Below are 8119 nucleotides of genomic sequence, written 5' to 3'. Positions count from 1 at the left end.
GAGGTGGTGCGCCCGGTGGCTTGCCTGACCCAGCTCAGCTACTACCCGCGGCTGGCCGCCCGGGTCCGCGAGCTCGTCGCCGCCGGGCACACCGCCAACCAGATCGCGGGCTGCCTGAACCGGGAGGGCTTCCGTCCGCCCAAACGGCGGCAGACCTTCAACCGGCAGTGCGTCCGCGACCTGATGGGTGCCCTCGGCCTGAGCGAACCAGCCGCCAGACCCCGGGCCCGCCCGCCGCTGGGCGAGCACGAATGGTGGCTGGTCGACCTTGCCCGCGTAATCGGCATGCCCGAGGTCACCCTGTACACCTGGGTCGGCCGTGGCTGGGTGCGCGCCCACCGCCACCCGGACTCCCCGCGCAGGTGGGTCGTCCATGCCGACCCCGCCGAGGTCGAACGGCTACGCGCCCTGCACGTGGCCCCCCGCGGGCAGCACACCCGCCGTCCCTGGCTGGCCAACCAGCGGGCCGTCCTGGATACTGACAGTGACACCGAACCGGGAGGAAACACCCACGATGGAAGCAAGCCGCAGTTATAACAGCACTGCGGCTTGCTCCTTTCCTGGTCGAACCTTCGCAGGTAGGCTTTCCAGAGCAGGTCGAGGTCGGGTTCGACACCGGCCGGGGCCGCATGGAACAGCCAGATGTCCCGGTCGGGCCGGCGGGGCCCGGAGCGGATCGGCGTTGAGCTCAAGACCGGCGTGTCATAGATCGGCGTCACCGCCGCCCTTCCCTACCTCGACTCCAGTCGCTGTCCCGGCGTCGTCGCTGCAAGGTTGATCACGTCCGACCCGTCAGATCCCGCCCGGCTCCCTGCTGCGCTGGGTAACGTTCGTGACAAGCAAAAAGGGCAGCCTGGGTGTCCGCTATTGCCGCTGACCGTGCGCTGAGCCAGCCACGACGTGGCCATTGATCTTGGATGAACCGGTGCTCTGATCAGACTGTGGACCTTCGGGTCAAGGAAAGCTCCTGCCCCCTCATCCGATGAGATCCGGTCCGAACGGTTGTAGCGAAAGGCTGGAGCCGATTGAACGCAGAGCGGCGACGTCCGGGCCGACTGGAACGACTGGAACGAGAACCGTGGCTGTGCCGCTGAGCTCCCGGGTGACTGACACGGGGTCGGCGCGCCACCAGTCGTTGAGGTCCTTGTGGGGGGCCGCGGGTTCGAGCCGGGCGACGATCGCACCCGTTTGGGCGAGGCGGTCGGCGAGTCGTCCGGCTGCGATCCGGCCGGTCGCTGGCTTTCCAGGTCGGGTGCCGCGGTCGTCGGCGTCGAAGCAGATCGCGAACGCGGTCCGCGGGTACCGTTCCAGCAGCGTCTGGGCGAGTGTTTCCGCACCGTCGGTGCTGGCATGGGAGACACCGAGGACGGCGATAGCCGCGACACCGGCTTGGCTGGCGGTCAGGGCGTCGGGGAAACCCTCGCAGACGACGAGGTAACCGGCCGGCGCCGGCACGGTTGATCGGATAGCTGCCAGCCGTGGGTTGGGAGCGAGCGCCGCGGCGGGCTGATCGTACTTGCGTCCGGCCCGCTCGGGGTCGAGGTAACGGACCTGGTAGTAGACGGCACTCCGGCTGATCGGGTCGAGTGCGGGGTAGACGATGCCGGGTCCACGGAACGGCAGCCCGCGCGGCCGTGCAAGCTGGCGGGGTCCGGGGTCGAATCCGACCCGGTTCGCGTGCAGAACCTCGTCGGTGAAGCCACGCCCGGACAGATGCTGGCGTGCGCCGCTTCCGATGGGCTGCCACAGCAACGCGGCGCCTCTGGCCACGAAGGTTTCGACGGCCGGGTCCGGTTCTCGCACTGTCGTGGGCGGGGCCGCTGGAGGAGGTGGCACGCGGCGAATCGTGGGTGTCGTGGACCGGCGGAACCCTCCGGCATCCCACGGGAGGAGCCCGCTGCGGCGGGCTAGTTCGCGGAGGGCCTCGCCCGCGCCCACGCCGCTCGCGGCCATGAACAGGTCGACGGCGGTTCCGCCTTCTCCGCAGGAATGGCATTTCCACCGCTGGTAGCCGGTACGGCCGCGGAAGATGCCCATACTCGGGTGCTCGTCGGCATGTTCCGGCCTGGGGCAGTGCCATGCCGCGCCGGCTCCTCGGCCGCGAGCAGGCCCGCATACTTCGTCGGCGAGTGCTCGCAGGTCGATTTTTTCCAGCACCGCATCACGGTCTATCTGCCCCACCGAAGCCACCCTTGAGAACGAGTGTTGCGGTCGATTCATGGGTGCGCGGCCATGGCCCTCCGGAAGGCGGGCAGGCAAGTGATTTCCGCGATCTCCAGCACCCAATAGAGATCGCCCCCAGGGCACGCCGGACGTGCCTGACCAGCGGTAATGGCACCCGCTGTGACGCCGCACGCCATCCGAGTGCCGAGTCAGCGCACACGGCCGGTCATGTCACGCCGCATCACACACTCATGATTTTTGGAAGATGGCGGTTACTGTGACATCCGGTGTGGGACCGCATGTGAGGACGCCAGGAAAGCTGCCGTTCCATGACGGAGAAGACCTGCACGTATCGTCCTGACCGGCCACCGAAAGAACACCGGCCAACTGTCTCCGACGATGTCCTTCGCTGGTTCACGGAATGGGACGCGTGGAAAGACCGACCCGAGGTTGCGGCGAGGGTTTCATCCTGGCAGCAGCGACGCGCGTATATGGCTATGCTACGGACACCTGATGAGATCGTCGCCGGGTGTGGCCGGGACCGGACGGTACCGCCTCTGGTCGCGGACCGGCGCATGGCCGCGCTAGTCGAGGAAGCTCGCTACGGCGATCAGGTGGCCGCGCGCATCCTCCTCCAGCGAGTTCTGCCCGCGCTGATCGCTCGCTCGGGCGTCCGGGCACGCCGGGGACACGCCAGCTTCGGGACCCTGCTGGCCGGCTACACCTCGGCCGCGTGGATCGCGATCCTCACCTATCCGCTGGATCGCCGGCCGGTGAAAATCGCCGCGAACATCGTCTACGAAGCGGAACACGAACTGTTCGGCCGTCCACCACTCATCGACCGCCGCACCGTGCCCGCGGTCGACATCGGCGCCGTGTTGCCGCTGGCCCGCCTCGACGGCAGGCCCGTCGACGCGCCCGACGACCCGCTGATCGAGGTCGTGGACGTCCTCGCCCGCGCGCGGCGGAACGGGCTGGCCGAGTCCGCGGTGCGGCTACTCGTCGAGCTCGCGGTCGAGGGCCGCACCGAACGCGAGATCGCGCTACGGACCGGTGTGACCGAGCGTGCGGTACGAGGCCGCCGGCAACGCGCCGTCGTCCAGCTCACCCAGCTCCTGGAGCTACCCGCTCCACCGGCACGCATCCGGCGGATGGGGACTGCGGCATGACCCGCCCGGTTCCCCTCCCCCACCGGCGGCCCGAGCGCACCGCGACCGCATCGGCAGCCAGCCTCCTGGGCAGGATTGTGACCGTTGCCGTACTGGTCGGCGCCGCCCTGACCGATCGATTCCTCAGCCCGGCCGACGCGACGACACCCGCGCCCGCGGTCCCCGCAGCCCGGGTTGTCGCGTGGGCCGGCATGGCGTCCACGGTGCTCGTCCTCCTGGTCGCCGTCACGGCGGTCGCAGTCGGGCTGTTCCTGCACACCGGTGTCGGGGTGCAACGCCGCCTCCGGATGGGTCTGAACCCCGAAGCGCGGTTCGCCCGCGTCTGGGACCTGGCGCCGCTGTGGGTGTCCGGCCCGGTGGTCGGCCGGTTGACGCTGGGCCGCGTCGGCGGGCCATGGCGCGGCCGGCTGGTGGCGACCGAAGACTCCCGGCTGGGCCTCGACCCATCCGTGCCGTCGCTGCTGCGTCGTTGGGCTGAACGCCGCCGCGGCCCACGCGGCGCGGTCCTGGTCGTCGGCCCCTCCCAGTGCGGGAAGACCGCGGCGTTGGCGATCCCCGCGATCCTGGAATGGGCCGGCCCCGTCGTCGCGCTGTCGGTCAAAAACGACCTGATGGCCGCCACCATCGCCCGGCGACACCGGCTCGGCGAGGTGCTGGTGTTCGACCCGGCGAACGCCACCGACCAGCCCGGCGCCAGCTGGTCACCGCTGCGGGAAGCAGCCAACCTGGCCGGCGCCCGGCGGGCCGCACGCAGCATCGCCAACGCCACCACCTGGACGTCCGGCTCGTCGTCCGACATGGGTTTTTGGACCTCAGCCGCGGAGGGCCTCCTCGCGTTGCTGTTCTGGACCGCCGCGGTCTGCGAGGTCGGGATGGACACCGTCGTCGGCTGGGTCCAGACGATGAGTAAGGACGGTGTCCGCACGCTCCTCGCCCCGCTGGCCGCCCATCACGACCCGTCCATCGCCACCGACGGCACGCTGGTCCTCGCCGGGTTCGACGGGCTGTGGCGTAACGACCCCAAGCAGGTGTCCTCCACCTACCTGGTCGCCCGACAGATGATCCAACCCTGGCAGGAACCCGATGTCGCCGCGTCCGCCGCGAACCCGCGGATCGACCTGGACTGGCTCCTGGGCGACCGCACACGATCACCCGGCGGGGTGCAGCCGGCCGCAGCCAACACGTTGTACCTGTGCGCGGACCTCGACGAAGCCGAACGGCTCGCCCCCGTGCTCGGCGGGCTGCTCGACGACCTGATGAAACAGGCGTACGCCCGGGTCGGCCGCACCGACGTCCCGCTCGACCCGCCGCTGCTCGTCGTCATCGACGAGGCCGGGAACTGGCCGATGCGCAACCTCCCCGGCCGGATCTCCACCTGCGCCGGGCTCGGCATCCAACTCATGCTCGTGTTCCAGTCGAAAGCGCAGATCGACGCCGCCTACACCACCAAGGCCGACATCGTCGTCTCGAACGCGATCACCAAAGTGTTCTTCGCCGGCCTGTCGGACAAGTCCACCCTGGACTACGCCGCCGGTCTCCTCGGACAGGAACACGCCGTCCAACGGTCCACCTCCGATGACGCCGGCGGACTCGGCGGTGCGGCCATCGGCGGGGGGCGACACAACGTCTCCCACGCCCCGACGCGCCTCGAGCTTCTTCCCGCGCCGTTGCTACGCCAGATCGCGCCCGGACAGGCGCTACTCGTCCACAACACCCTGCCGCCCGCCCATTTGCACGGCCGCTACTGGTATCTCGACCCCGACCTCCACGCACTCGCGACCGGCCGCCGCATGGAGCGGCGCGAGCTGGCGCGCCGGGCAGCGCGCCGTCGCGTCCGCGCGGACGACCGCCATGACGAGCACAACACGGTGCCATCGGAGAACAACTGGCCGATCACCACACCAGATGCCACATCACACGTCACATCCGACGTCGGGGATGCCACAGAGACCGGCGGGGACGCTGATCCCCTCACCTGGCCGGGCTCCGACGGCGGCAGCGGGCTGCCGTGGTAACGAGCCAACCCAAGCCGCCGGACGGGCCTGCCCGACGCCGCCACAGCCGGGTCGTGTTCGACACCGCGCCGACCGCACGGAACCTGCACGCCGTGCGCGCCGATGGCGCGAACCCGGCGCCAGCCGTACCGGAATCGCCACCCGGGCTTGCCCCAGGAACCCGAATCAAAGCCGCCGTACCGGGCCGGGCGATCGAAACCGGAACCGTCACCGAGGCGCTCACGGACACCGGCGGCGCGGTCCGCTCCTACGCCTGGCGCCCGGACCGCGCCGAGGACCCCAAGCATCCCTGGCACGCCAACCCCGGGCATGTCCTCGTCAGCCCGGCGCATGTGGTCCGCCCCCTTTTCACCGGACCGCACACGCCCGGACCGGACGTCGGCCGTCCGGACCTGCACCGGACGGCCGTCCAGCGGGCGGGCAACGGTCCGGTACCGGAACCAACGGTGTCCGGCACATCCCGCACCGTCACCCGGTCGCCCCGTCCAGGACTGGACACGGGACGTCCGGCACCGCTCCGGTTGGAGGAGCACGGCGACATCATCCGGGTCCTCGACCCGGTCCACGGCCGGCTCGACGTCCCCGCCGACCAGCTGTCCGCGGCATTGCGCTGGACCCGACCGGAACTGTGCGACCTGCTCAGTCGCTACGGACCCGGCCGTCCGCTCGCACCGGACCTACCTCGGATCACCCTGGCTGCGCTGGCCGCACTCGCCGCTCCCGCCGCCTGGCCGGGCGCAGCCACCCCGACCGAGCAGACGCCCATCCCGGCCACGACGCCGATCATCCCACCGCCGGCGACGTGACCACCCCGCCTCGCCGGACCGTCCCGGACAACCCGCCGTTGAAGGCGTTTCGGCTCCTTGCCGGCGCCACCGTCATCGACGTGCCGTTCCAGGTACCGCGCGGCGCCGTGGTCCGCGCGGCAACCCTGTGGCCCGACCCGACACAGCCGACCGGGTGGGGGGCGTATCCCTGGGAATCCGGGCCTGGACGCCGAGGGTTCACCCCCGCCGAGATCGACCTCGGTGACGTCGTCGGGTTCGCCGCCGACCTGCCCGCCGCTCCACCCGCGCCGATCGCACCCGGCAACCCCTATCAACGGCCAACCGCCCCCGCGCCGGCCCCGCCAGCATCCACCACGGTCATGACCTGGTACGGCTACCTCCACGCCGTCGACCCCGACCGGATCATCCTGCGCGGCCCGTACCACCGTCCCGAAGACGCCTACACCGCCGCGCAGCAAGCCCTCCACGCCCAACTCCGCGCCGCACCACCGCAGGTGGACGGACCCCGGCGTGGCCGCGACGGCACACGACTCGCCGGCGGCGAGACGCTACCGGTCGAACTCGCCCAGCCACCGGCCTCGGTCACGATCACCTACCACGACGGGCAGGCCACCGTCGGCGACCCCCGGCACGGCTGGATCCACGTCGACGCCGAGGACCTCGGCGCCGCGCTCGCGCACACCCCCGCCGAACTCACCGCGCTGCTCGACGCCCGCATGCCCGGCCACCTCGGCGGCACCGAGGCCCGCCTCACCCTCGCCGCGCTGGCCGCCCGGCACGTCCCCGACCAGCTCGCCGACCTCACCGAACCGACACCGGTCGTCGTCGCCGGCCCGCCCCCGCTCGGCCCCAGCCAGCCACACGCCGCACCACCGACCCCGGGAATGGACCTTAGATGATCGCCAGTCCGGAACCGAACTGGGACACCACCGTCCTCGACCAGCCCATCATCCTCGATCTCCCCGACCGGCTTCCGGCCGACACCGACCACTGCGGCCATTTCGATCCCCGGCTGGCACTCGCCGTCGCCGCCATGACCGCGCAACTCGACGGCGACCACGCACAGGCCACCCGGCTCGTCGGGAAACTCGGCCGCGCCGGCATCGTCGCGATCCGCGCCTCCAGCGGAACGCTGGAAGTCCGCGAGACCCTCGACGGCTGGCAGCTCATCGTCTCCGCCGGAGACCCCGACCCGGCCGATCTCGCAGTCGCCGCCCACCTCCGCGCCTCCCACCTCGCCCGCCAACGGCACATCGCCCGGCAACGCCACCGCGGCTCCGGGCAGCCGCGGTGAACACCCCAGCCGGTCGCGACCCCGACCTGGGACGGGACCGGCCCACCCGTACCCTCGGCCACCGCGACTGGGACTACTTCACCCGGACATCCGCCGACCGGCCCGGCGCCGACCTCGGCCAGCCACCCTGGCAACCCCGGCCGATCACCCGACGAGAACGCCACGACCGCACCCTCGGTATCCCCACCCGCGACATCAGCATGTGGCCCGACCCCCCCACCGACCCGGCGCACACCGGCAGCACCCGACCCACGGCCAGCCAACAGGTCATCGACGAGATCGCCCAGCTCACCCCGGCCGACCAGTCCCAGCCCGCGATCGGTGTCACCGTCCTGGCCGCCGCGCTCACCGACGTCGCCGCGGGCGTCGCCGGCCAACCCACCACCGTCCAGAACCGGCACATCGACGCCGTCGCCGCCGGGCACGGCATCGACCCCGAGCAGCTGCGCACGCTGAGCGCACACATCGGAACGATGATCGCCAAGTCGACGCGGCGGCCAGCGGTGACCAGCATCGGCAAAGCCGCCTTCAACGCCCTGCACGGCGCGAACCTCCGCCTCGCCACGGAAACCTACCTGGCCCGCCAGCAGCTCACCGTCGCCGCCCGCATGTCCGAACCCGACCTGCCCCGGCTCATGATCCTCATGAACGGGATCGTCCACGCCGTCCCCGCGTCGGTCATGCTCACCG

At 71.2% G+C, this 8119-nt stretch carries 7 protein-coding genes and 1 pseudogene; 7 read left to right on the top strand and 1 reads right to left on the bottom strand.

The window, feature by feature from the left end:
* A pseudogene (locus MJ783_RS20115) lies at positions 1-537 on the top strand (recombinase family protein); the annotation flags it as partial.
* A gap of 438 nt (positions 538-975) precedes the next feature.
* Here the strand turns inward: MJ783_RS20115 and MJ783_RS20110 are convergent.
* Positions 976-2181 (bottom strand): toprim domain-containing protein, encoded by a 1206-nt coding sequence (locus tag MJ783_RS20110; RefSeq protein WP_239312656.1) that lies wholly within the window; start codon positions 2179-2181, stop codon positions 976-978.
* A 473-nt stretch (positions 2182-2654) separates the two neighbouring features.
* On the opposite strand from MJ783_RS20110, the gene MJ783_RS20105 reads away from it, so the two are divergent.
* The 6 genes from MJ783_RS20105 to MJ783_RS20080 form a co-directional block, all read left to right on the top strand.
* Positions 2655-3332 (top strand): sigma-70 family RNA polymerase sigma factor, encoded by a 678-nt coding sequence (locus MJ783_RS20105; protein WP_239312653.1) that lies wholly within the window; start codon positions 2655-2657, stop codon positions 3330-3332.
* Positions 3329-5347: a type IV secretory system conjugative DNA transfer family protein gene (locus MJ783_RS20100; RefSeq protein ID WP_239312650.1), complete on the top strand. Its 2019-nt coding sequence runs from the start codon at positions 3329-3331 to the stop codon at positions 5345-5347. The genes MJ783_RS20105 and MJ783_RS20100 overlap by 4 nt, the downstream gene beginning before the upstream one ends.
* Positions 5341-6153, top strand: a complete 813-nt coding sequence (locus MJ783_RS20095) for a hypothetical protein (protein ID WP_239312660.1) — start codon at positions 5341-5343, stop codon at positions 6151-6153. Before MJ783_RS20100 ends, MJ783_RS20095 begins: the two co-directional genes overlap by 7 nt.
* Positions 6150-7034: a hypothetical protein gene (locus MJ783_RS20090; RefSeq protein WP_239312658.1), complete on the top strand. Its 885-nt coding sequence runs from the start codon at positions 6150-6152 to the stop codon at positions 7032-7034. Before MJ783_RS20095 ends, MJ783_RS20090 begins: the two co-directional genes overlap by 4 nt.
* Positions 7031-7429, top strand: a complete 399-nt coding sequence (locus tag MJ783_RS20085) for a hypothetical protein (RefSeq protein ID WP_239312647.1) — start codon at positions 7031-7033, stop codon at positions 7427-7429. The genes MJ783_RS20090 and MJ783_RS20085 overlap by 4 nt, the downstream gene beginning before the upstream one ends.
* Positions 7426-8119, top strand: a 694-nt coding sequence (locus MJ783_RS20080; RefSeq protein WP_239312644.1) for a hypothetical protein, incomplete at its 3' end; no start/stop codon positions are given. The genes MJ783_RS20085 and MJ783_RS20080, both read left to right, overlap by 4 nt.

The sequence above is a fragment of the Protofrankia sp. Cj3 genome (genome assembly GCF_917627355.1).
GTDB lineage: Bacteria > Actinomycetota > Actinomycetes > Frankiales > Frankiaceae > Protofrankia.
This window is presented reverse-complemented; position numbering and strand designations above follow the sequence as displayed.